This is a genomic window from Erwinia sp. Leaf53, from assembly GCF_001422605.1.
GTDB lineage: Bacteria > Pseudomonadota > Gammaproteobacteria > Enterobacterales > Enterobacteriaceae > Erwinia.
Window position 1 is genome coordinate 40,083 of sequence record NZ_LMLK01000022.1, and the last position, 21,923, is coordinate 62,005.

A 21,923-nucleotide genomic window follows, 5' to 3' on the forward strand; every position below is an offset into this window, starting at 1 on the left:
CAATTTGCAGCAGCCGCCGTTAGCGGGTAGCGCATTCCTGCTCGCTGCTATCCGTAGGGGTGGGTCACTGTTGCTGCGCAGTGTAGGAGCCTTTTATTTTTCAAACTATTATCTATAGGTATAACTATACGAAGGTATACCTATCCTTTTGTATAACTAGACCTGCTACCGGCCTCCTGTTCATAATCCCGTCATCCCACTATCCTGCTTTTACAGCAGAGCATTTCACTGGCTGCGGTCGTAATGAGCGCATCAGACCATTCAATTCTGGAGATCATATGGTTACCCTTGGTAAAGCCGACGTCATACTCACTAATGGACGATTTCACACTGTCGATCGCGAAAATCCGGTGGCCGATGCCGTGGCCATTCGCGACGGTAAATTTCAGGCCGTGGGCAGCCTGGCGGAAGTTATGCAGTACCATTGTGAGGGAACCAAAGTCCTCGATCTTAAGGGCCATACCGCCGTACCGGGCCTGAATGACTCACACCTGCACTTAATCCGTGGCGGTCTGAACTACAACCTGGAGCTGCGCTGGGAAGGCGTTCCCTCCGTCGCGGATGCGCTACGCATGCTGAAAAATCAGGCGCTGCGCACCCCTTCGCCACAGTGGGTGCGCGTGGTGGGCGGCTGGAACGAATTCCAGTTTGCCGAGCGGCGTATGCCCACGCTGGATGAGATCAACGAAGCGGCGCCGGACACGCCGGTGTTCGTACTGCACCTGTATGACCGCGCGCTGCTTAACCGTGCCGCACTGAAAGTGGTGGGCTATACCAAAGATACGCCTAACCCGCCGGGCGGTGAGATCCAGCGCGACGGCAACGGCAACCCGACCGGCATGCTGATCGCCCGTCCCAACGCCATGATCCTGTACGCCACGCTGGCGAAAGGACCGAAACTGCCGCTGGAGCAGCAGGTGAACTCTACCCGCCAGTTCATGCGCGAGTTAAACCGTCTGGGCATCACCAGCGCCATTGATGCCGGCGGCGGCTTCCAGAACTACCCGGAAGATTATCAGGTGATTGCCGAGCTGCATGAGAAGAAGCAGTTGACGATCCGTATCGCCTACAACCTGTTCACCCAGCGTCCGGGGCACGAGCTGGAAGATTTTGAAAAATGGACCGATCTGCTCACTCCGGGCCAGGGCACCGACTACTTCCGCCACAACGGCGCGGGGGAAATGCTGGTCTTCTCGGCGGCCGATTTCGAAGACTTCCTGGAACCGCGTCCCGATCTGGCGCCAGGCATGGAAGATGAACTTGAGCGCGTAGTCCGCCACCTGGTTGAACACCGTTGGCCGTTCCGCCTGCACGCCACCTACGACGAATCAATCAGCCGTATGCTCGACGTGTTTGAAAAGGTTAACCGCGACATTCCGTTTAACGGCCTGCACTGGTTCTTCGATCACGCTGAAACCGTTACCCAGCGCAATATCGATCGCATCAAGGAGTTAGGCGGCGGTATCGCGGTCCAGCACCGTATGGCCTTCCAGGGCGAATACTTCGCCGAGCGCTACGGCATCGAAGCAACCCGCCACACGCCGCCGGTGGCCCGCATGCTGGAGACCGGCGTGCCGGTCGGGCTGGGTACTGACGCCACCCGCGTGGCCAGCTACAACCCGTGGACCGCGCTCTACTGGCTGGTGTCCGGCCGCACGGTGGGCGGGATGCAGATGTATGACGTCAACGCCCGTCTGGATCGCGATACGGCGCTGATGCTGTGGACACAAGGCAGCGCCTGGTTCTCCAGCGAACAGGGTAAGAAAGGACAGATTAAAGCCGGTCAGCTGGCGGACGTCGTGGTCCTGAGCAAGGATTACTTCAGCGTGCCGGAAGAAGAAATTAAGGGTATTGAATCGGTGCTGACCCTGGTGGACGGGAACATCGTCTACGCTGCAGGTTCTTTCACCTCTGAAGCGCCGCCGTCAATTCCTGTGCTGCCAGAATGGTCGCCGGTGGTGAAGGTGCCGGGCCACTACCGCAGCGCCCCCCCTTCTGCGAACACCCGCGTTGGTCTGCAGCAGATGCCTCACCAGTGCAGCGGTCCGTGCGGCGTGCACAGCCACTCACATGACGTGGCTCGCGGCGCCAACCTGCCGGTATCCGAAGATAACGCCTTCTGGGGCGCGCTCGGCTGCAGCTGTTTTGCATTCTGACGTTAAAACGCGTCTGTTCTCTCAGCAGCCCCGCAGTAATGCCGGGCTGTTCTGTCTGCGCCTGCCCGGCGAACAGACCCAGTCGGCCTGCCTGCCGGTCCTCGACGGGCCGGTGGCGCATCCGCTTTGGTAAACCCAGGAAAGTAGTTATGGCGCAAGCTAACGATATCAACAACATTACGCAGAATGAGACCCTGCCGTCCCCGGCGGCGGCATCATCTCTGGATCCTTTGCGTCAGCCGGTGTTTCGCATGCTGTGGATTGCCACGGTGGTGTCCAATATTGGCTCGTGGATGAACGACGTGGGGATCAACTGGACCATGCTGACGCTCAGCGCCGATCCCCTCAGCGTGGCGCTGGTGCAGGCAGCCAGCAGCCTGCCGATGTTCCTGTTTGCCCTGCCCTCCGGCGTGCTGGCCGATATTATCGACCGGCGTAAGTATCTGCTGTTTTCACAGCTGTGGGTGTTCATCGCCGCCGCCGGGCTGACCCTGTTGTCCTTTACCGGGCACGTCACGCCGCTGGTACTGCTGATTGCGGCCTTCCTGATGAGCGCCGGTGCGGCAATGAGTTCACCGCCGTTTCAGGCCATTGTGTCGGACCTGGTGAAAAAGGAGGAGTTAGGACCCGCGATTGCGCTTAACTCGCTGGGTATCAATATCAGCCGCGCCATCGGTCCGGCACTCGGCGGGCTGATCCTGTCGTTCGCCGGGCCGTGGATGGTGTTTCTGCTTAACGCCCTCTCTGTCGTTGGCGTCGCCTGGGTGCTGTACCGCTGGAAAGAGTCGCCCGGTATTCAGCGCCTGCCGCCGGAGCACTTTTTTCCCGCCGTGCGCGCCGGTCTGCGCTACGTACACGCCGCACCGGTGCTGCGCAACGTACTGGTTCGTACCGTGGCATTCTTCGTGTTCGGCAGCGCCGGCTGGGCGCTTCTACCGCTGGTTGCACGCCGCGAACTGGGGATGGGGCCAGGCGGCTACGGCATTCTGCTGGCCTTTATCGGCGTGGGGGCGATTTGTGGCGCGGTGCTCCTGCCCCGGCTGCGTAAACGCTTTAACGCCGACCAGCTGATGGTGCTGGCCAGCCTGATGTTTGCCGCGACCCTGCTGGCGCTGGCGTTTATACGCAACGTCTGGCTGCTCAACGTGTTTGAGTTCTTCACCGGCTTCGCGTGGATTGCCGTGCTCTCAACCCTGAATCTGGGCGCGCAGCGTAGCGCCGCAAAGTGGGTCAAGGCGCGGGCGCTGGCGGTTTACCTCACCGTGTTCTTTGGCTCAATGACCGTGGGTAGCGCCATCTGGGGGCAGCTCGCGTCCAGTTACGGCATTCCGCTATCGCTGTGTGTGGCAACGCTGGGGATGGTGCTGGGCTGCTTTACCGTATTGCGCTGGCGTCTGGATAAAGATCCTGACCTCAATCTGGACCTCAGTGATAGCAACGAGCCGGTTCCGGTACTGGATGTGCATCACGATCGCGGGCCGGTGCGGGTAAGCTACGAGTACCTGCTGCAACAGCAGGATGCGCCGGCATTTATGGTCTGTATGCAGGACTTAAGGCGTGTACGACGTCGCGGCGGCGCCATCAACTGGGCGGTGTACGAGGATATTCTGCAACCCGGCATTTTCGTTGAAACATTTGAGGTGGGCTCGTGGATGGAGCATCTGCGCCAGCTTGAACGTTACACGATGAACGATCAACGGATACAGAACCGGGTAACCGCATTTCATCAGGCAGAACAGATGCCCGTGGCACGCTATCTGATTGCACCTGAGTAAGGCATGATTTTTGGGTAAATTACCCAGGCCTGATACTCTGCAGGACCGGCTCACCGGCCGGTCCTTTTTCTTGCTGACCCCGTCAGAGCGTGGTGCAGCTGGCGAATCTTTCCAGCGCGGGGCCGTCAAGCCGGTAGCGAACCCACTCGTTAAGGGGCAGCGCATCAATACTCTGATAAAACTCGTTGGCCGGTTTATCCCACTCCAGTACGTTCCATTCAATGCGGCTGCACTGCCGGCTTACCGCCAGTTGGGCAATAAACTGCAGCATCGTTTTGCCAGCGCCCCGCCCCCGGTAGTCGGGCGTAAAGTAGAGCTCTTCCACGCTCAGGCGATGGCGGCCTGACCAACTGGCCTGGCTCATTAAGAGAATCGCGTAGCCATTGATCGTTCCGTCAATTTCACAGATATAGGCTTCAGCGAGCGATCCCGGGGAGAATAAAAACGTCCTGATTTCTCCAATGGCGGGTATCGCTTCCAGCGGCGCCTCTCTGTAGACGGATAACCCATTGATCATGTTATAGATGGCATCCGTATCTGCCTCGCTGGCCTGCCTGATCATCACGTCCATACACTGTCTCTTATCATCACCATTTGAAGGCTGAAAGGATAATGGGTATCTTTCAATGAATTAAGTGCATTAATATCAATAAAGGATGAATTCTATGCATCATGTGCTGAGGCGTATCGATCTTAACCTGTTGCCTGTTTTTGATGCGGTGTTCCGGCACCGATCGGTCCGGCTTGCGGCGGTTGAACTCTCAATGAGCACTTCAGCACTCAGCCATGCCTTAGCGCGCCTGCGTGACTTTCTGAAGGACCCCCTGTTCTATCGTGAGGGGCACCGAATGTGCCCCAGCGTTTACGCTCAACAGCTTGCTCCACACATCGCCGGGTCATTATCTGCCCTTAATCAGCATCTCAGCCCGGTGCAGCCGTTCGATCCCCTGAACAGCAGTGAAACGTTTCGTGTTGCGGTGACGGACTACACCGCCTTCTGTATTTTTCCGCGGCTGATGCGTGCGATTGAAAACACTGCGCCCGGCATTAATTTTGAACTGTTTCATTTACCTCACAACCCGGCCCTGAATCAGTTACTGGCAGGAGAAGTGGACCTGGCGCTGAGTTTTAGCGAGCCGGACGACGTTAAACATCAGGATTTGGACGAGGTTGAACTCTTTAGCGATGAATTTGTGGTGATCGGTAACGTTAATCGTCAAAGCATGACGCTCGACGATTATCTCTCTGCCGGACATCTGGTGGTGACGCCATGGAATGAAAGACAGGGATTGCTGGATACGCACCTCGCAAAACTGGGGCTGCAACGAAAAATCACGCTTAAAACGCCCTCGATGCTGAGTTCACCCTATATTATCGCCGAAAGTGAACTGCTTATGGCAATCCCGTCGTTCGTTGCGGGAAAGCTGGAAAAACTGGCCAACTTTAAGACCTTCAAACTGCCGTTCTGTGCGCCTCCTTTTACCGTCAAAATATTCTCCCATGAACGCAGTGGCAAAAAGAAATCTACCGACTGGTTAAAAAAAGTCATTTTAAACAATACTGTTATCGGCACCGACCCTGGTGTGACGCCATACAAGCTGTAAAAATTTCCACCCTGTCTGAGAGTCGTGCTGCCCGGCGGACGCCCTCGCGTTGGCTGGAGCCTGTCAGAGCATAGTACATCGCTCCTCCGCAGGCAGCTCAGGGCCTGGCGGCGCGCTCAGGCAAACCGCTGACGACTGCAGCTACGTCAACGGTAGTGAACTGTTCGTCGACGGCGGTACCGCAAAAATTTAAGCGTCCTTCATCCTGTTTAGCGATGCCCGGCTAAAGTGACTTTAATTATTATCACTCATATTCCTTCATGACCTTGTTGAGCCGGACGTTTCATTCGCCGTGCAACGCGAGGTCATCCTTAACAATGTAACAAGGCAGACACATGCATAGTGCTGATTCTTCGATCGGTCAACTGCACACTGTTTATTTATTTCCCCTCCTCAGACATCTGATAAGGCGTGAATGCGTGCATTATAATTAGCATTGATTTATATGAAATTTATATACTCCCCACTTCTCAAAAACAATTACACCCGCATCTCCTTCAACCGCTATTTTTTTTGCAGCCCATAAATAACGGCATGAAAAACAGAATGGTGCAGAATATTCTTATTTATGAACTACGCTTAAATTGAATTAACACGTAACCATGTAAATTAAGGATAGTTTATGGACATTCAAAGAGATTCAGTTGTGGTCAGGCGTATTTCCTGGGGAAGCGTGATCGCCGGTGTGGTCACCGCTATTGCGCTGTCCCTGCTGTTCACCACCCTCGGCACCAGCCTCGGCCTGTCAATGCTGCAACCTAAAGCCGATGATGTGGTGAACGGTGCCGATAAAGCCGTGCTGGCGTGGTCGGTGATTTCGGTGGTGATCAGCCTTGCCTGCGGCGGGTTTATCGCCGGCCGTCTTGCCGGCACTGACGGCACCGTTCACGGATTCCTCAGCTGGGCAACCTCGCTGATCGTCGCCTCGGTACTGGGCTTTATGGCGGTCGGCGGGGCGCTGAATATGGCAGGCTCCGCGGTAGGCTCTGTCGCTTCAGCCACCGGCAGCGCGGTCAGCGGCATTGGCAGCGTGGCGGCCAAAGCCGCAGGCGGCACCGCAGATATGGCGAAAAACCTGTCGGATCGCCTTGGCTTCGACACTAAGCTGACCGCGGCAAACGCGGATGACAATATCACCGAGGCGTTACGCAAGTCCGGCGTCCCCGAGCTGCAGCCGGACTATCTCCAGTCCCAGCTGCAGGCGGCGGGCAATGACGTGGCTTCAGCCGTTAAGGATCTGGCGGTCAGCCCGGACAGCAGCGATGCCATTTTTGATAAACTGGGTCAGAAGCTGAAAGCACGGGTCGATACGGTCAGCCAGTCCGTCAGCCGTGATGATGTTAAAAATGCGCTGGCGCAGAACACCAGCATGACCCCTGAAGAGGCGGATAAAGCGGTTGATAACTTTATCAAAACCCGCGATACCACCGTCACTCAGGCGAAACAGCGTCTGGACGAACTGCAGGGCCGCCTGAACGAGGCGAAAGTGCAGTACGCCGAACTCAAAAAAGAAGCAATTGAGAAAGCGGATCAGGCGGCCAGCGCGGGTGCCAGACTGGCGCTGTGGTCGTTCATTGCGCTGCTGATCGGCGCGGTCGTCAGCGCCTTTGCCGGCCTGTGGGGGGTGAACACCCATCCTGAGTATCGTCGCATCAGGGCATAAACGTCACCCACCTGAAACGACCAACGCTGTTTACCCCGCCCTGAGATCCCTCTCAGGGCGGTTTTTTTTCTCACCGCACTTACCGTCACTCTTCGTTCATCAGCTTACGGCCTTGCGCCTGACGCCGTTGCGCCCGTAACAGTATGGAAAGCCTGCCGTTAAAGATGACACCGTCCCTGGCCTCAGCCATTATGGCTGAGGCCGGCCGCCTGGAGCAGCCGTCGCCGTTTCGGGCAAATAACTCACAGTAAGGGAGGTTTATGAGCAATCTTGATTACCACGTCAGCTACGCTTCGCACCGCGTGCCGGTGATGGGACGTAACGCCGTTGCCACTTCGCAGCCGCTGGCGGCGCAGGCGGGCATCCGAATGCTGCAACAGGGCGGCAACGCGGTGGATGCGGCGATCGCCAGCGCCATGGCGCTGACGGTGCTGGAGCCGACCGGTAACGGCATCGGCAGCGACGCCTTCGCCATCGTCTGGGACGGTAAGCAGCTGCATGGCCTGAATGCCTCCGGGCGTGCCCCCGCTGAGTGGAACCTTGCACGTTTTGCCGGGCTGAAAACGATGCCGCAAACCGGCTGGGAAGCGGTGACCGTACCAGGTGCGGTGTCGGCGTGGGTGGCGCTGGCGGAGCGTTTCGCCAGCCTGCCGCTGACCACGCTGGCGCAACCGGCCATCGACTACGCGCGTAACGGCTTTCCGGTGTCGCCGCTGATCGCCCGGCTGTGGCAGGCCGGCTACAACAAACTGCAACAGCAGCCGGGCTTTACCGAGTGCTTCGCGCCCGGGGGCCGCCCGCCGCGTGCCGGTGAGCTGTACCGCAACCCGGCCCAGGCCGCCACGCTGCAGAAAATTGCGGAAACGCGCGGTGAGGCGTTTTACCGCGGTGAACTGGCGCAGAAGATCGTGGCCAGCGCGCAACAGCACGGTGCGGCGCTGAGCATTGCCGATCTTAGCAACCACCGTGCTGACTGGGTGCGGCTGCTGTCGCGGCCGTTTGCCGGTGGTTCGGTGCACGAGCTGCCGCCAAACGGTCAGGGTATCGCCACGCTGATCGCCATCGGCATTCTTGAGCACTGGGATATTGGCCGCTATCCGCCTGATTCCGCGCCGTGCCTGCACCTCTGCTTTGAGGCGATGAAGCTGGCGCTGCTCGATCTGGAGCGCTACGTCGGCGACGACGATCGTCTGGCGTTCCCGGCGGAGCACCTGTTAAGCGACGAGTATCTGCAGCAGCGGGCGGCGCTGATCGATCCCGATCGTGCCGGGGATTTTACCTTTGGCTCGCCGCAGCAGAGCGGCACCGTCTATCTCACTACCGCCGACGCCAGCGGCATGATGGTCTCGTTTATCCAGTCCAACTATATGGGCTTCGGTTCCGGGGTGGTGGTGCCCGGCACCGGCATCAGCCTGCAGAATCGCGGCAACGGCTTTTCGCTCGACCCGCAGCACCCGAACGTGGTGGCGGGCGGCAAGCGGCCGTTCACCACCATTATTCCGGGGTTTGCGTTGGACGCGGCCGGGCAGCCGCTGATGTCGTTTGGCGTGATGGGCGGCACCATGCAGGCGCAGGGCCATCTGCAGCTGGCGCTGCGCGTGATGCTGCACAAGCAAAACCCACAGGCGGCGATCGATGCCCCGCGCTGGCGCGTGGTGCAGGGGCGCGAGGTGATGGTCGAATCCGGCATTGACCGCAACGTGCTGGCAACGCTGCGTGAGATGGGGCACCTGATTAGCGTAGAAGATCCGCTCTCCGGCCATAACTTTGGCGGCGCGCAGGCGATCGTCCGCGATCCACAGGGCTTCTATGTTGCAGGCTCCGAAAGCCGGAAAGATGGTCAGGCGCTGGTCTGCTGATAGCCTGAGCACCGACCGCACGCCGCAGGCGACTATGCTAACGGTTTTACCGTGACGCTCTGGCCGCCGCGGGATATTCTGGTGGCGCAAAGGGTCTCAGTGACCCTTTAACCAACCTGACGCGTATCCACGTTCGTGGTCAGTGCCGAACCTGATTATTCCTTATTTGCGGGCGCTGAAGTTGAGCGATCGGCTTCCGTACCGGTGCGCTCAACTCCATCACTGGCATTACCAGCACATTCAGCAGATATTTTGCCGACAGGTATTAAATTCCAACAATTCTCATGCAGATGCATAGCCCCCCACCGTACAAATATCACCCACCTGGTTTTATCTACAGTCAGAATAACGCCGCAGCCTCTTAAATTCCCCCCCACCAATTTTGTCATTTTAATTTTTTTTCAAATTTTTTTGCATGAATAATTACCTGCCAGCAGGGGGCACATTAATGCATTTATATGCAATTTTTATTCATTTTAATGAATAGTTTTGTTAAAACCATGAATTTTTCAGAGGGTTATAGGTTAGCTTACTGTGCATAAGACGTTTTGTTTTATCGCTAACTTTGTTAATGTGCGGCACCATTATGGAGCATGGCAGTAAGAAAAACGCTATTCTGGCGAATTTTCCACCCGCTCCCGGTTCGTAACAGAGAAACACGCTTCGCAGAGAAAATACAGTACGGCTATTTAATGTCACTCACTGGCAATGCCAACAAACGTTGCTTTTTAATCCATGCTTCCGGGCAGGCCTTATCACACCTGTCACTTAAAAGACGGGGAAAAAGGTAACAAGTCGGATGGCATTGAAAGAGTCATTGTCATTAAAAAAACAATCGCTTCATGGCGGGAGAATTAATTCCCTGCCGGGGATCGCTTTGCCTGCTCGTTAATAACGCGAGCCTTTGCTGTGGCATCAACAGACCATCCCCACGTCGTTATTACGGGATTGATTGCCATTAAGCATACGGATAACTGAAATAGCATTTCCGAACCGAAAAAACCATTAGCTGCACAGGGATAACGCCTGTTTCTATCCAGGTATATTGATTTGACAGAGGCCGGCACAGGATGTCACCCGGCCGCCTGTCGTCTACCAGAGAGACGTTCTGCAATGAAACTGACAAGAAGAAAATTTTTACTCGGTGGCGCGGCGCTGGCCGTGGCCGGCGGCGCTATTCTGACGCCTATGCTCACCCGCGAAGGTCGCCTGCTCCCGGGCATGCCGCGTTCCGGCTTTGTGCCCGGCCTGAGCGAACCGCTGCCGAAACAGTCTGACGTGGTGGTGATCGGCGGCGGCATCCTCGGCATTATGACCGCCATCAACCTGGTTGAGCGTGGCCTGTCGGTGGTAGTGCTGGAGAAAGGCAACATCGCCGGCGAACAGTCGAGCCGCTTCTACGGCCAGGTAATGACCTACAAAATGCCGGATGAAACCTTCCAGCTGCACCACCTTGCCAAACAGCGCTGGCGTGAGATGAACGCCCGTATCGGCACGGATACCACCTACCGCACCCAGGGCCGCGTTGAGGTACCGCTGGACGACGAAGATCTCGAGCATGTAAAAACCTGGATCGAGCGTAAACGTCAGGAAGCCGGCAGCGCTATTCCGTTCAGAACCCGCATGATCGAAGGCGATGAGCTGAGCCAGCGCCTGCGCGGCGCGAAGTCCGAATGGAAGATTGCCGGTTTTGAAGAGGACTCCGGCAGCCTGGACGCCGAAGTAGCGGCATTTGTGATGGCCGAGCACGCTAAAAAGATCGGCGTCAAAATTTACACCAACTGTGCGGCGCGCGGCATTGAAACCCAGGGCGGCGCGATCTCCGACGTGGTCACCGAGAAAGGCGCGATCCGTACCTCGCAGGTGGTGGTGGCAGGCGGCGCATGGTCACGCCTGTTTATGCAGAACCTGAATGTAAGCGTCCCTACCCTGCCGGCCTACCAGTCACAGCAGCTGATCAGCGGCGCGCCGGGTGCGCCGGGCGGCAACGTGGCGCTGCCGGGTAACATCTACTTCCGCGAACAGGCCGACGGCACCTATGCCACCTCACCGCGCGTGATCGTGGCACCGGTGGTGCAGGAATCCCTGATGTACGGCTATAAGTATCTGCCGCTGCTGGCGCTGCCGGACTTCCCGGTGCATATCGCGCTGAACAAACAGCTGGTCGACACGCTGATGCAGCCAAAGCACTGGAAGAACAGTGAAGAATCGCCGTTCGAGAAAAACCGCGATATGGTCGCCGCACCGGACCTGCCTGAGCTGAACAGCTCGCTGGAAAAACTGCGCGCCGAGTTCCCGGCGTTTAAAGCGTCGAAACTGATCGACCAGTGGAGCGGCGCGATGTCCATCGCACCGGATGAAAACCCGATTATCTCCGAGGTGAAGGAGTATCCGGGAATGGTGATCAACACCGCTACCGGCTGGGGCATGACCGAAAGCCCGGTCTCAGCAGAAATCGCCGCCGACCTGCTGCTGGGCAAAAAGCCGGTTCTCGATCCAAAGGCGTTCAGCCTGTATCGTTTCTGACGCCGTCCGGACCTGCCAGCGCGCCAGTACCCAGGGGTACTGGCGCTACGCTTACTTTGCCCAGTCTTCCAGTGCCAGACCCGTTACCCGTTCAAACTCTCGCACGTTGTTGGTCACCAGAACGGCCCCTGCGGAGATGGCATGGCCTGCAATGCCGGTGTCATTTGGCCCGATCGGCGTGCCCGCGGCAAAGAGCGCAGTCTTAACCTCTGTGGTGGCGTCTACCGCAGCCCGGTCCCACGGCAGAATGGCATCAAGACGGCTGCAGAATGCCTCAACCAGCTTTGCATGGCGCGGTGAAGCCTTTTTACCGATTGCACCGAAACGCATCTCCGCATACGTAATCGCAGAGACAACGATGCGATGGTTGCGCAGTACAGCCTGTTCAAGACGGCGAATCACCGTTTCCGGCTGCTCACGCATGATAAAGGAGCAGATATTGGTATCCAGCATGAAGGTTTTAGTCATAGTTCAAAACGCCCCTCATCACTGACAACATCATCGCGATCGGCCATAAAGTCCTTATCAGCTTTCTCCTCTTGCAGATACGATCCCCACGTTGGTCGTACGGGACGCAGGATAAGGGTATCGCCATCCCGTAGGATCTCAAGTTCGCTGACGCCGTCAAAGTCCAGGTCACGTGGCAGGCGGATAGCACGGTTGTTACCGTTTTTAAACACGGATACGGTTCGCATAGTTGTCCCTCACAGGTTGAACAGATCCGGGGAAAGTTCCCGGTCAGATCATTATAGGCGTACGGGCAGAACATGTATATGCCTGGCATATGCATACTATGCTCTTGCATTCACCCCAGGACCTTCCCGTTATTCTCCCTGACGACCACCTGCCCCTACTGTCATTAGACTCCATGGCCGATGGTCAGGACCGGGTTTAAGGTCTTTTACGCGCTGAGCCAGGTGAAGTACACCACGGCGCTGCCGAACCGGCACCTGCGCGGATAGCCTGAGCAACGCCGCGCCGGTTGTTAAAGAATCTCATATTTATGGATGTACAAGGTTAAATATTCTGGGTTGACAAGATCATTTAAAAAAAACCCAGTAATATAACTCTAATTTTTGAATAGAAAAGAGTTTAATAATCGAACCGGCCGTTAAAAACCGGTCGCACCGGTAAAGTTAATCCTGTCGATGCCGATAATAGTGATGTCCGTCTTTTTTTAAAAAAATCACGCTAACACGGCAGCTGAAAGGATGAATTTTTATTATGAAAAACACAATGAGCGTGAAAAGAATGCTGACGCTGGCCTTCGCCACCGTCATCCTGTGCGGCGTCTGCGTTTCACTTTTCGCCGGCTTTAAACTTTACAACGCTTCAGAGCAGCAGAAGCTGACCACGGCGCGATTCAATGACTTAGAGGTATTAAGAGGCCTGCGGGACACGTTCTCGCAACAGCTTAACGAAGTACAGGGGCTGCTGGCGCGTAATGATGATAGCGCGGCCCGTACATCAGAGACTTTTATTACTTTGCAGCAGAAGAATGACGCGGTAACGGATATGTTTCGCGGTCTGGTGAACGGCGCGAAGTCGATTCCTGGCATTAACCTGCAGGAGGTTGAAGAGGCGTCTTCACGGCTGGCCGTTATCGAACAGACGCGCGCCGACTGGCGCGAAAAGGCCGCAGCGCTGTTTGCGTATCCGCTGGCCGATGAAGCGGCACGACGTGCGTGGTTTATTAACCAACTGCAGCCTGCCGCGAATAACTATGGTAAGGCGATCGGCGAAATGGTTGATTACCAGCAAAGGGTTACCAACGCGACGCTGGGCTCCTCCTCGCGCCTGCTGGCGGGCGTGTTCACCACGCTCTATATCCTGACCGGGTTTTCAATCCTGCTGGGTATCGTCATGACCTGGCTGATCACCCGCCGCCTGCAGAGACAGCTGGGCGGTGAACCGGCCGAGGCGGTGCGCCTGGCCACCGCTATCGCCGACGGAGACCTGACCACCGAAACGCTAATCAAACCGGGGGACAGCACCAGCCTGCTGGCGTCGCTGGCCGGTATGCAGGAACGTCTGCGCGCTCTGGTGACAGGCGTAAAGGATACCGCCTTCAACGTAGCCGAAGTGGCAAACGGCATCAGCCATGGCAACCACGAACTCGCTTCCCGCACGGAACAGCAGGCGTCGGCGCTGCAGCAGACTGCGGCCAGCATGGAGCAGCTCAGCGCCACGGTACGCAATAACGCCAGCGGTGCCGAGCGCGCGGCGCAGGACGCGCGTGAAGCGGCGAAAAGCGCGCGTAGCGGCGGTGACAGCGCCGGCCAGATGTCTGACGCCATGAGCGGCATCGCGAAGAGCGTTGAAAAGGTCAGCGAAATTACCGGCGTGATTGAGGGCATCGCCTTCCAGACCAATATCCTGGCGCTGAACGCGGCGGTGGAAGCAGCGCGAGCGGGAGAAAGCGGGCGCGGTTTTGCCGTGGTGGCCGGTGAGGTGAGAACGCTGGCACAGCGCAGCGCGGTGGCCGCACGGGAGATCAAGGACGTGATGCGTGAAGCGACCTCGCTGGTGGCGGAAGGGTCGAAAGTCACCGACAGTACCGCCAGCAATATTCGCGGCATCGCCACCACGGTGGTTGACCTCGCCGGGTCTATCGGTGAAATCTCACTGGCCTCCGGTGAGCAGATGCTGGGCATCAGCCAGATCCACCAGGCCGTTAACGAAATGGACAGCGTAACGCAGAAAAATGCCACGCTGGTTCACACGTCTGCGGCGGCGACCGGGAAACTGGACGAACACGTCGCGGTACTGACGGCGTCGGTCAGCCGCTTCAGAACCTGATAACGGCAACAGACATCCTTATTTTATTTAACAACCGCGCCGACGTTTGTAAATAATCGTACAGGTCACTTGCGCTTTCAGCATACGGCTACTATTACTTACCGCGCTGATTGTTAAATATTTAAGATGTGCCTGAATGCATATTGACCGCCCCCTTGTGGGGCGGTTTTTTTTTGCACGCGGCTAACGCCAACCGGTACTCCAGTTAATTTAAAGCATAGGTGATTAAAGTTAAAAAATAATAAACTTTATCTTTCTTAAAATCTTATCAGTTTCATGTCCGCCATTTTATCATTCTCACCGCTGGCTGATGATTGTCGCCCGATCCTGTTATCACGCCGATGGGTTTTCAGGACTGAAAGGCAAAGCTATATTTATTTTATATATTTAAAACAATATGTTAAGAAAAATAAAAGGTTCAGACTCTGGTCTGCATCCGCGGCTTCCGGCTGAGCGGCAGTACAGCAAGACTGAACAGAAATCCGCTCACAAAAAAACTTCTGATGACTCCCCGTACGATATGCGCGCTAAACGTACCACAGTCGTTAATATCAGGAATCAGACCGGAAAGTGTTTAAGCCCGGGAAGCACGATCCTTAAGGTGGATCTCCCCGAGCGGTACTCAAAAATTGACCTAACAGAAACCGGCCGTCTGACGTTTACTCGCCAGGCAGGCGGAGCGAGTCATCGGGTGTTCTCCCTTAAGCAGATACACTGTAAACGCCCGATGCGCCGATTTTATTCATCCCTGCACAAACATTTTTTTCCTGCGCTTATTGCCCGCCGTTCAGCCGCCACACCAACGCCTGGCGGGCGTGGGCAATACGCGGCTGGCGCAGCGCCCCAGGCAGCCAGATCAGGTGGTAGCGGATTTCACCGTCACCAACCGGCGCGTTGAGTCTGACCAGTTCGCCGCTGGCCATCTGCGCCTGGCACAGAAATTCCGGCATCACCGACCAGCCAAAGCCCCGGCACAGCAGGCTGCGTTGCCCGCGCAGATCCTGGCCGACCATCGCCGGCAGCAGCGACTGATAATTGATGCGGTTCTTATCCAGCCAGCCGGCGATCAGCGACAGCTGCAGATCGTAGGCCAGCAGCGGCTCGCGCAGCAGATCGGCGGCAAAATCTCGGCTCTGGTGCAGACGTTCTGCCACGCCGGGCGAGGCCACCGCCACTACCCGATCGCGGTAAACCACCTCGCCTTTCAGACGTGGGTCGGTCACCGGGTGCGCGGTAATACCGAGATCGCAGTGCCCTTCCGTGACCATCTGCGCCACCAGCGAGCCGTCGCCGGTATGCATATGCACGCGGATGCCGCTCTCCAGCAGCGGCAGCAGCTCCGCCGCCAGCTTCTCGGCCATAAAGTCGGCGTGGCCGATGATCTGCAGCGTGCCGCTAACGTCCATCGATCGCGCCCGCGCCGTCGATAGCGCCCGCTCGGCGCTGTCCAGCGAACCACCGATATCAGCGGCCAGATCGTCGGCGGCGGCGGTCGGTTGCACGCCCTGCGGCTGGCGTTCAAACAGCGGCCGGCCGATTGCCACCTCCAGCCCGCTGATATGCTGCGACACCGCCGGCTGCGTCAGGTTCAGCGCCCGCGCCGCGCCTGAGATCGAGCCCTGGCGATAAACTTCGATAAAGGTGCGTAAGCGAACCAGTGACACGGTGACCCCATAAATTTATTTATACCCCTGTGAAAATAGCCTTGTTAGCGGCAAAACGCCAGCGCGGGTAACCTGTCTGCAATTCGAAACGCACAGGATAAACATCATGACCCATCAGCAGGAATTACAGCACGTACTGCAGGTGATGAAGCACGCCCATCTGCAGGCCGGCCCGGCTTCCGCCGCCCTACGCCGCGACCGTTTACAGCGCAGCATCGCGCTGCTCCGCGATAACCAGGCGGCGCTGATTGCCGCCATCAGCGACGATTTTGGCCACCGCAGCGCCTATCAGACGCAGGCGGCCGACCTGTTAACCACCATCAATATGCTGCAGCACTCGGCCGAACACCTGGCACAGTGGATGCAGCCGGAAGCCGCCGAGGTGCCGGTCGCCGGCATGCAGGCACGTATCGAGCCGCAGCCGCTCGGCGTGGTCGGCGTGATCAGCCCGTGGAACTTCCCGATCAACCTGGCCTTCGGTCCGCTGGCCGGCGTATTTGCGGCGGGCAATACCGCGATGCTGAAACCGTCCGAGCTGACGCCGCGCACCTCCGAGCTGCTGGCCGAGCTGGTACCGCGTTACTTTGCCGCTGATGAACTCACCGTGGTGCTGGGTGATGCCAGCGTGGGCCAGGCGTTCAGCGCCCTGCCGTTCGATCACCTGGTGTTTACCGGCAGCAGCGCGGTGGGCAAACACGTAATGCGCGCCGCGGCAGAAAATCTGGTGCCGGTCACGCTGGAGCTGGGCGGCAAGTCACCGGTGGTGGTGGACGAGGACGCGGATATCGCCCAGGCGGCAGAGCGCACCCTGACCATTAAAACCTTTAACGCCGGGCAGATTTGTATTTCACCGGACTATCTGTTGCTGCCGCAGAGCGCGGAGCCGGCCTTTATCCGTGCCGCGCAGACCTTTATGCAGCAGGCGTTCCCGACGCTGCAGGCCAATGACGACTACACCGCCATCATCAGCGATCGCCACTATCAGCGGCTGGTGGATCTGATTGACGATGCCCGCGCTAAGGGCGCACGCATTATCAGCCTGGCCCCCGCCGGTGAGGCGGATTTCGATCCGCTTACGCGCAAAATCGCGCCGCAGCTGATCCTCGATGCCAGCGAAGAGATGACGGTGATGCAGGAAGAGGTGTTTGGCCCGCTGCTGCCGGTCAAAACCTTTACCGCCGGGGTCAGCGAGGCGATTAGCTACATCAACGCCCATCCGCGCCCGCTGGCGGCCTACTATTTTGGCAAGGATCCGCAGCGCCAGCGGCAGATGGCGCAGCACACCACCTCCGGTGCGCTGGTGATAAACGACGTTATGACCCATGCTTCTCTCGACAGCCTGCCGTTTGGCGGCGTTGGTGCCTCGGGTATCGGCGCCTATCACGGCATTCACGGCTTCCGTCGTTTCAGCCACGCTAAACCGGTGGTGATTCAGGATGCAGCCGGCACCAGTAACCTGCGCCTGCGCGCCCCCTATCAGCAAAACAGCGCGGCGCTTTCCGCCCTGCTGAACAACGCACGCTAACCGAGGATCACCGATGAAAATTTTAATGGTACTGACGTCACACGCCGAGCTGGGCAACACCGGCAAGAAAACCGGCTTCTGGCTGGAAGAGTTTGCGGCCCCTTACTTCGTGTTTAAAGATGCCGGTGCCGAGGTGGTGCTGGCCTCGCCGGCCGGCGGCCAGCCGCCGCTGGATCCAAAAAGCGACCTGCCGGAGTTTCAGACGCCAATGACCGAGCGCTTTAAGGCCGACAGCGCGGCGCAGCAGGCGCTGGCAAATACCGTCAAGCTGGAAACGATTAATCAGCAGGATTTTGACAGCGTATTCTATCCCGGTGGCCACGGTCCGCTGTGGGACCTGGCAGAATCGGCCACCTCGATCGCGCTGATTGAATCCTTTAACCGCGCCGGCAAGCCGATTGGCTTTGTCTGCCACGCACCGGGCGCGCTGCGCCACGTGAAGGCCGCCAACGGTGCGCCGCTGATTCAGGGCAAACGGGTCACCGGCTTTACCAACGGTGAAGAAGCCGCGGTGGAGCTGACAGACGTGGTGCCGTTCCTGATCGAAGACGAGTTTATCCGGCTGGGCGCGCACTACCAGAAAGGCCCGGACTGGGCACCTTTCGTGCTGGAAGACGGCAACCTGATCACCGGGCAAAACCCGGGAAGCTCGGAAGACGTGGCTAAGGCGTTGCTGAAGCAGGCTTTTGCCTAAGCAGGCATCATAAACAAGCGGGTAAAATAATTAATGGGTTAGACCACACTTTAACAATAACCCATTGAATAATATAATTAAAACAATGTTGTTAACTGACTCTGTGTAAGTTAAACTTGTTCAACTCTTTAGCGTGGACGTATTACGTCTAGTCGGGTGATTAGCCAGACTCTAACTTATTGAACGCATTTGGGGTTGCGAAAGTGTCGCACCCCTCACTCGTTCCTCCCTCGGGTTGCGACACTTTCGCTTCCTCCAGTAAAGAGTTGAAGCCGGCAGAGTGTATTCTGCCGGTTTTTTTTACAGGTAACGTTATGTCGGTAATCAATGGGCTGGCTGGGCTATTAAATCAGAGCGAACTGGACGTTGTCTTGTACCTGCAGAGCGCATCCAGAAAGTACAAGGTGTACAAAATCCCCAAGCGGACCACAGGATTCCGGATTATTGCCCAGCCTGCAAAAGCACTAAAAGACTATCAGCGTGCCTTTCTCCAGCTTTACCGTCTGCCTGTTCACAAATGTGCGATGGCCTATCAGAAAGGGAAAAGCGTGCGGGATAACGCACTGGTGCATGCGCAAAATTCGTTCCTGCTTAAAACAGATCTGGAAGACTTTTTTAACTCGATTACGCCTGACATTTTTTGGGAGAGCATCGAGCGTTCCCCATCAGATACCCCGCAAATCAGTGCAGAGGACAAGGGCTATGTTGAGCACCTCCTGTTCTGGCAGCCAGCGAAACGTAGCAAACGCTTGATATTGAGTGTAGGCGCCCCATCCTCCCCCGTTGTATCAAACTTTTGTCTTTATGAATTTGACAACCTGATCAGCGAATTTTGTCTGCCTCTCAATATTGCCTACACACGATATGCTGATGACCTGACGTTTTCCTGTAATACACGTGATGTGCTGGGTGTACTCCCGTTAATAATCGAGAAACTTCTCAACAAACTCTATCGGAGAAAGCTGAGGCTCAATCGTGCCAAAACCGTTTTTTCCTCCATGGCGCACAACCGTCATGTTACGGGTGTTACGATCAACAATGAAGGCGAGCTATCATTAGGCAGGGAGCGTAAACGCTTCATAAAACATCTGATTAATCAGTATCGATATGACATGATAGATGAGGCTGACAAAGCCTATCTGGTAGGCCTGCTGGCTTTTGCAAAACATATCGAGCCTGAATTCATTCTCAGAATGAACAGAAAGTACACGACTGAACTGATGGAACGTATCAGGAGGCAACAATGACAAAACAGATCGAGCGTAATGCTAGGGGGGGGAACCTGCTCTCAGCATTCGAACTGTTTCGGCAAGCAAGCAACGACAGTATGCCAGAGCATCACGATAACGCCGAAGAGTGGTTCGAACTTTGCTGGAAATATCTACAAAATGGGGGGGATACTCGGGATGGGGTATATCGTCCTGAAAATAATTTTTGCCTGCGCTCAATGATATTAACGGATTTTAGGCGTTTCTCACACCTGCCTGTAAGATTTGAAGAAGATTTGACAATCATTATCGGCAGCAACGGACAGGGCAAGTCCAGTATTCTCTCTGCGATTGCTAAAACACTGAGCTGGTTTACAGCAAGTATTCTTAAAGAAGATGGCAGTGGGCAGAGACTGAATGAATTCTCGGACATCAGGAACGGTTCTGAAAATCAATTTACCGACATCAGTAGTCATTTTTCTTTTGGTAAGGGTCTGAAAAACATTCAGCTCAGGCTATCAAGATCTGTGCCAGGTGCGGCCCAGAAACGAGACAGTGAAATCAAATCAGCAAAAGAAATCGCAGATATCTGGCGGGTGGTCAATAACAAATTCACCATTAATTTACCTGTATTTGCATTTTATGGTGTAGAGAGATCATATTCCTTTACTAAAAGCAGAACGAAATTTGAGAAACGGGAAGACAGGTTTGACGCATATACTCACGCACTGACCGGTGCTGGCAGGTTCGATCATTTTTCTGAATGGTTTATCTCTCTGCATAAGATAAGTGGAGCACAGAAAATTGCAGATCTCCACCAGTTACAGGAGCAGGTTAGTTATCTAGAGAAAGCGGTAATTACGGGGATCAGCGCAGTAAAACCGTTGCTACAGGAGGCGCAAGAAAAGCTTAAAGCTGCGCTTACTGAATATGAAGCAAAGGGTTCAAATGACACGCTGTCAGCGGAAATAAAGATGGGCATCGTATCCGATGCCATCACTTCTATAGTACCCAGTATTAGCAGGATTTGGGTAGATACTTCGACAGGTTCGGATATCATCAGGGTCATCAATGATCAGCTTAATGTTACTGTAGACCAGCTATCCGATGGTCAGAGGGTATTCCTCGGCCTGATAGCGGACCTGACACGACGCATTATCATGCTAAATCCATTACTGAGCAATCCGTTGGCAGGCCAGGGGATTGTTCTGATAGATGAAATTGAGCTGCATCTTCATCCTAAATGGCAGCAGGAAGTCATTCCCAACTTAAGATCTGTGTTCCCCAACATCCAGTTTATTATATCCACACACAGCCCTATTGTTTTATCAACAGCGGACAGACGTTGCGTACGAGAATTTACAACAAATCTGGCTGGTGAAGACCAAATTCTTGACATGCCTTCTATTCAGACAAAAGGTAGTGAAAATTCAGAAATTCTTGAACAGGTTATGAATGTATTTTCATCTCCACAAAACATCGCTGAAACACATTTACTGAGTGAATTTGAAGCATCGTTAACTGCTGATGAAGATAACCTAAGCCAGGATTCTCAGGATCTTTATAATAAAATCCAGTCTCATTTTGGTCTGCAAAGCTCCCAGAAACATAAGGCAGATAGTTTGATGCGCCTGAATAAATTAAAAAATAAAATCAGGAGATCAAAATCTGAGGGGAAAAATCAAGGATGAAAGCGCTAGTTCGCCCCTTGCCCGGACCACAGCATCTCAATGACTTCACTGGAGGGTTACATCATTGGAACTGTGCTACCAAATCTGAAATATGGCCATTTTTAGAAGAAATGCAGGGGAGTTTCTGTGCCTATTGCGAATGCTTTCTTGACAAAAGGCATATTGAGCACTTCAGAACTCGAAATTCGCATCCTGATCTTACTTTTGACTGGAGTAATTTATTTGGTTCATGTTGCGGTAAGTTACGTTGTGGGACGTTCAAAGAAAACGGAGCAGGAACCTATAATCCAGATCACATCATTAAGCCAGACATCGATAACCCTGATGACTATCTTTTATTCCTTACAACAGGGAAAGTGATACCCGCTAAAGGTCTTCATGGTCAGAAACTGATAAAAGCACAAGAGACAATCCGTGTTTTCAACCTCAATGGTGACTCTGCTTTGTTTGGCCGTAGAAGTACTGCGCTGAAATTAGAGTTAAAAAATATTCTGGCGTTGAATGACGAGGAGAATCATATTCCCGAGACGGAATTTCTGGAACTACTGCAGTCAGAAATTGAAGATGTTGAGCAGAGAGAATTTAGCACCGCATTGCGACACGGCTGGCGTTTTAATGATGCTTATGAATAATATTAGGGTCCGTAAATTCAAACACGATTATAAAAACTGAAGCCACTGCAGAAGTGACTTTTTCAGACTTTCTGGTTAACCGCTTCCAGAGAGTCTGTAACGTTCTTTTCCCGATAAATCAGTCTGC

General features: G+C 55.3%; 16 protein-coding genes. 12 read left to right on the forward strand and 4 right to left on the reverse strand.

Annotation, left to right across the window (positions count from 1 at the left end):
• Window positions 1–278 precede the first annotated feature (278 nt).
• Window positions 279–2,156: an amidohydrolase gene (locus ASF13_RS14040; protein WP_056237257.1), complete on the forward strand. Its 1,878-nt coding sequence runs from the start codon at window positions 279–281 to the stop codon at window positions 2,154–2,156.
• 149 nt (window positions 2,157–2,305) lie between these two features.
• On the forward strand, window positions 2,306–3,931 hold the full coding sequence (locus ASF13_RS14045; RefSeq protein WP_056237263.1) for an MFS transporter: 1,626 nt from the start codon (window positions 2,306–2,308) through the stop codon (window positions 3,929–3,931).
• 82 nt (window positions 3,932–4,013) lie between these two features.
• Here ASF13_RS14045 and ASF13_RS14050 read toward each other — a convergent pair whose 3' ends face one another.
• Window positions 4,014–4,502, reverse strand: a complete 489-nt coding sequence (locus tag ASF13_RS14050) for a GNAT family N-acetyltransferase (protein WP_056237265.1) — start codon at window positions 4,500–4,502, stop codon at window positions 4,014–4,016.
• Window positions 4,503–4,587: 85 nt separating this feature from the next.
• Here ASF13_RS14050 and ASF13_RS14055 point away from each other — a divergent pair, with 85 nt between their 5' ends.
• The 4 genes from ASF13_RS14055 to ASF13_RS14070 all read left to right on the forward strand — a co-directional run bounded on the left by ASF13_RS14055 (window position 4,588) and on the right by ASF13_RS14070 (window position 11,583).
• Window positions 4,588–5,535, forward strand: a complete 948-nt coding sequence (locus tag ASF13_RS14055; protein WP_056237271.1) for a LysR family transcriptional regulator — start codon at window positions 4,588–4,590, stop codon at window positions 5,533–5,535.
• Between the two features lie 622 nt (window positions 5,536–6,157).
• Window positions 6,158–7,198: a TIGR04086 family membrane protein gene (locus ASF13_RS14060; RefSeq protein WP_056237272.1), complete on the forward strand. Its 1,041-nt coding sequence runs from the start codon at window positions 6,158–6,160 to the stop codon at window positions 7,196–7,198.
• Between the two features lie 260 nt (window positions 7,199–7,458).
• On the forward strand, window positions 7,459–9,057 hold the full coding sequence (locus ASF13_RS14065; RefSeq protein ID WP_056237275.1) for a gamma-glutamyltransferase family protein: 1,599 nt from the start codon (window positions 7,459–7,461) through the stop codon (window positions 9,055–9,057).
• 1,113 nt (window positions 9,058–10,170) lie between these two features.
• Window positions 10,171–11,583 carry an FAD-binding oxidoreductase gene (locus ASF13_RS14070; RefSeq protein ID WP_056237278.1) on the forward strand — a complete coding sequence of 471 codons (1,413 nt, stop codon included), beginning with the start codon at window positions 10,171–10,173 and terminating at the stop codon, window positions 11,581–11,583.
• A 51-nt stretch (window positions 11,584–11,634) separates the two neighbouring features.
• Here the strand turns inward: ASF13_RS14070 and ASF13_RS14075 are convergent, their stop codons facing one another.
• On the reverse strand, window positions 11,635–12,051 hold the full coding sequence (locus ASF13_RS14075; RefSeq protein WP_056237281.1) for a type II toxin-antitoxin system VapC family toxin: 417 nt from the start codon (window positions 12,049–12,051) through the stop codon (window positions 11,635–11,637).
• Window positions 12,048–12,278, reverse strand: a complete 231-nt coding sequence (gene vapB, locus ASF13_RS14080) for a type II toxin-antitoxin system VapB family antitoxin (RefSeq protein WP_056237284.1) — start codon at window positions 12,276–12,278, stop codon at window positions 12,048–12,050. Before vapB ends, ASF13_RS14075 begins: the two co-directional genes overlap by 4 nt.
• A gap of 529 nt (window positions 12,279–12,807) precedes the next feature.
• Between vapB and ASF13_RS14085 the strand changes: the two genes are divergently transcribed.
• Window positions 12,808–14,382 (forward strand): methyl-accepting chemotaxis protein, encoded by a 1,575-nt coding sequence (locus ASF13_RS14085; RefSeq protein WP_235515012.1) that lies wholly within the window; start codon window positions 12,808–12,810, stop codon window positions 14,380–14,382.
• A gap of 773 nt (window positions 14,383–15,155) precedes the next feature.
• Here ASF13_RS14085 and ASF13_RS14090 read toward each other — a convergent pair.
• Window positions 15,156–16,046, reverse strand: coding sequence for a LysR family transcriptional regulator (locus ASF13_RS14090; protein ID WP_056237290.1), 891 nt, complete (start codon window positions 16,044–16,046; stop codon window positions 15,156–15,158).
• Window positions 16,047–16,143: 97 nt separating this feature from the next.
• Here ASF13_RS14090 and ASF13_RS14095 point away from each other — a divergent pair, with 97 nt between their 5' ends.
• The 5 genes from ASF13_RS14095 to ptuB all read left to right on the forward strand — a co-directional run bounded on the left by ASF13_RS14095 (window position 16,144) and on the right by ptuB (window position 21,796).
• Window positions 16,144–17,571: a coniferyl aldehyde dehydrogenase gene (locus tag ASF13_RS14095; RefSeq protein ID WP_369814386.1), complete on the forward strand. Its 1,428-nt coding sequence runs from the start codon at window positions 16,144–16,146 to the stop codon at window positions 17,569–17,571.
• A 13-nt stretch (window positions 17,572–17,584) separates the two neighbouring features.
• Window positions 17,585–18,265 carry a type 1 glutamine amidotransferase domain-containing protein gene (locus tag ASF13_RS14100; RefSeq protein WP_056237295.1) on the forward strand — a complete coding sequence of 227 codons (681 nt, stop codon included), beginning with the start codon at window positions 17,585–17,587 and terminating at the stop codon, window positions 18,263–18,265.
• Window positions 18,266–18,579: 314 nt separating this feature from the next.
• Window positions 18,580–19,512 carry a retron St85 family RNA-directed DNA polymerase gene (locus ASF13_RS14105; protein WP_056237297.1) on the forward strand — a complete coding sequence of 311 codons (933 nt, stop codon included), beginning with the start codon at window positions 18,580–18,582 and terminating at the stop codon, window positions 19,510–19,512.
• Complete coding sequence (gene ptuA, locus ASF13_RS14110; protein ID WP_056237301.1) at window positions 19,509–21,164, forward strand: retron Ec78 anti-phage system effector ATPase PtuA; 1,656 nt, start codon at window positions 19,509–19,511, stop codon at window positions 21,162–21,164. The genes ASF13_RS14105 and ptuA overlap by 4 nt, the downstream gene beginning before the upstream one ends.
• Entirely contained in the window at window positions 21,161–21,796 is a 636-nt protein-coding gene (ptuB, locus tag ASF13_RS14115) for a retron Ec78 anti-phage system effector HNH endonuclease PtuB (RefSeq protein ID WP_056237306.1), read from the forward strand. Before ptuA ends, ptuB begins: the two co-directional genes overlap by 4 nt.
• Window positions 21,797–21,923: the final 127 nt, after the last annotated feature.

What these genes read in the sequence shown, in the direction of transcription:
- ptuB (WP_056237306.1), top strand. Translation starts at nt 21,161, where the DNA reads ATGAAAGCGCTAGTTCGCCCCTTGCCCGGACCACAGCATCTCAATGAC.
- vapB (WP_056237284.1), bottom strand. Translation starts at nt 12,278, where the DNA reads ATGCGAACCGTATCCGTGTTTAAAAACGGTAACAACCGTGCTATCCGC.
- ASF13_RS14105 (WP_056237297.1), top strand. Translation starts at nt 18,580, where the DNA reads ATGTCGGTAATCAATGGGCTGGCTGGGCTATTAAATCAGAGCGAACTG.
- ASF13_RS14040 (WP_056237257.1), top strand. Translation starts at nt 279, where the DNA reads ATGGTTACCCTTGGTAAAGCCGACGTCATACTCACTAATGGACGATTT.
- ASF13_RS14085 (WP_235515012.1), top strand. Translation starts at nt 12,808, where the DNA reads ATGAAAAACACAATGAGCGTGAAAAGAATGCTGACGCTGGCCTTCGCC.
- ASF13_RS14060 (WP_056237272.1), top strand. Translation starts at nt 6,158, where the DNA reads ATGGACATTCAAAGAGATTCAGTTGTGGTCAGGCGTATTTCCTGGGGA.
- ASF13_RS14045 (WP_056237263.1), top strand. Translation starts at nt 2,306, where the DNA reads ATGGCGCAAGCTAACGATATCAACAACATTACGCAGAATGAGACCCTG.
- ASF13_RS14070 (WP_056237278.1), top strand. Translation starts at nt 10,171, where the DNA reads ATGAAACTGACAAGAAGAAAATTTTTACTCGGTGGCGCGGCGCTGGCC.
- ASF13_RS14055 (WP_056237271.1), top strand. Translation starts at nt 4,588, where the DNA reads ATGAATTCTATGCATCATGTGCTGAGGCGTATCGATCTTAACCTGTTG.
- ASF13_RS14050 (WP_056237265.1), bottom strand. Translation starts at nt 4,502, where the DNA reads ATGGACGTGATGATCAGGCAGGCCAGCGAGGCAGATACGGATGCCATC.
- ASF13_RS14075 (WP_056237281.1), bottom strand. Translation starts at nt 12,051, where the DNA reads ATGACTAAAACCTTCATGCTGGATACCAATATCTGCTCCTTTATCATG.
- ASF13_RS14065 (WP_056237275.1), top strand. Translation starts at nt 7,459, where the DNA reads ATGAGCAATCTTGATTACCACGTCAGCTACGCTTCGCACCGCGTGCCG.
- ptuA (WP_056237301.1), top strand. Translation starts at nt 19,509, where the DNA reads ATGACAAAACAGATCGAGCGTAATGCTAGGGGGGGGAACCTGCTCTCA.
- ASF13_RS14100 (WP_056237295.1), top strand. Translation starts at nt 17,585, where the DNA reads ATGAAAATTTTAATGGTACTGACGTCACACGCCGAGCTGGGCAACACC.